The sequence below is a fragment of the Mesorhizobium sp. P5_C1 genome (assembly GCF_054049815.1).
This window is the reverse complement of sequence record NZ_JBFULQ010001271.1, coordinates 1-717: the sequence shown is the minus strand read 5'-3', so window position 1 is coordinate 717 and position 717 is coordinate 1. Positions and strand designations below refer to the sequence as shown.

Annotated in this window: 1 protein-coding gene; it reads left to right on the top strand. The window is 59.1% G+C overall.

Going from position 1 to position 717, the window contains the following annotated elements:
- On the top strand, positions 1-717 hold a 717-nt coding region (locus ACXJ7R_RS35325; RefSeq protein ID WP_457155828.1), incomplete at both ends, for a DNA polymerase ligase N-terminal domain-containing protein.

The following is a 717-nucleotide window of genomic DNA, read 5'->3' as shown; positions in this document are numbered from 1 at the left end:
GGCGAGCTTTCCACCTATAGGGCGAAGCGGGATTTCACCAAGACGGAAGAACCCAGCGGCGAAAGCACGATCGCGAAATCTAACCGGCTTCGATTTGTCATTCAGAAGCACGCGGCCACGCGGCTGCACTACGATGTTCGTCTTGAGCTTGATGGTGTGTTCAAGTCGTGGGCCGTTACGAAGGGACCGTCGCTGGATCCTCACGACAAACGTCTCGCAGTCGAGGTGGAAGACCATCCGCTAGACTATGGCGACTTCGAAGGCACCATCCCCAAGGGCCAATATGGCGGCGGCACCGTGCAGCTGTGGGACCGGGGATACTGGGAGCCGGAAGGCTCTATGTCAGCTGGACAGGCTTTGGAAAAAGGCGATCTTAAGTTCACGCTCGACGGTAAGCGCCTGCACGGAAGTTTTGTCCTTGTGCGCATGAAGCACGATCGCAATGGAGGCAAACGCACCAACTGGCTGCTGATCAAGCATCGCGACAAATACGCGGTGGACGGCAATGGCGACGCGGTGCTGGCACAGGACCGATCTATCGCTTCCGGGCGGAGCATGGATAAGATTGCTGCGGGCAAAGGAGCCGGACCGAAGCCGTTCATGATGCAAGGGTCATCGGCGGCCGATGCGGACGCCGTGTGGGACAGCAATCGCGGCCATGCTGCTGACGAACGCGCCATCAAAGCGTCAAAGCCATCTCCGCGCCCCAAACGAGCT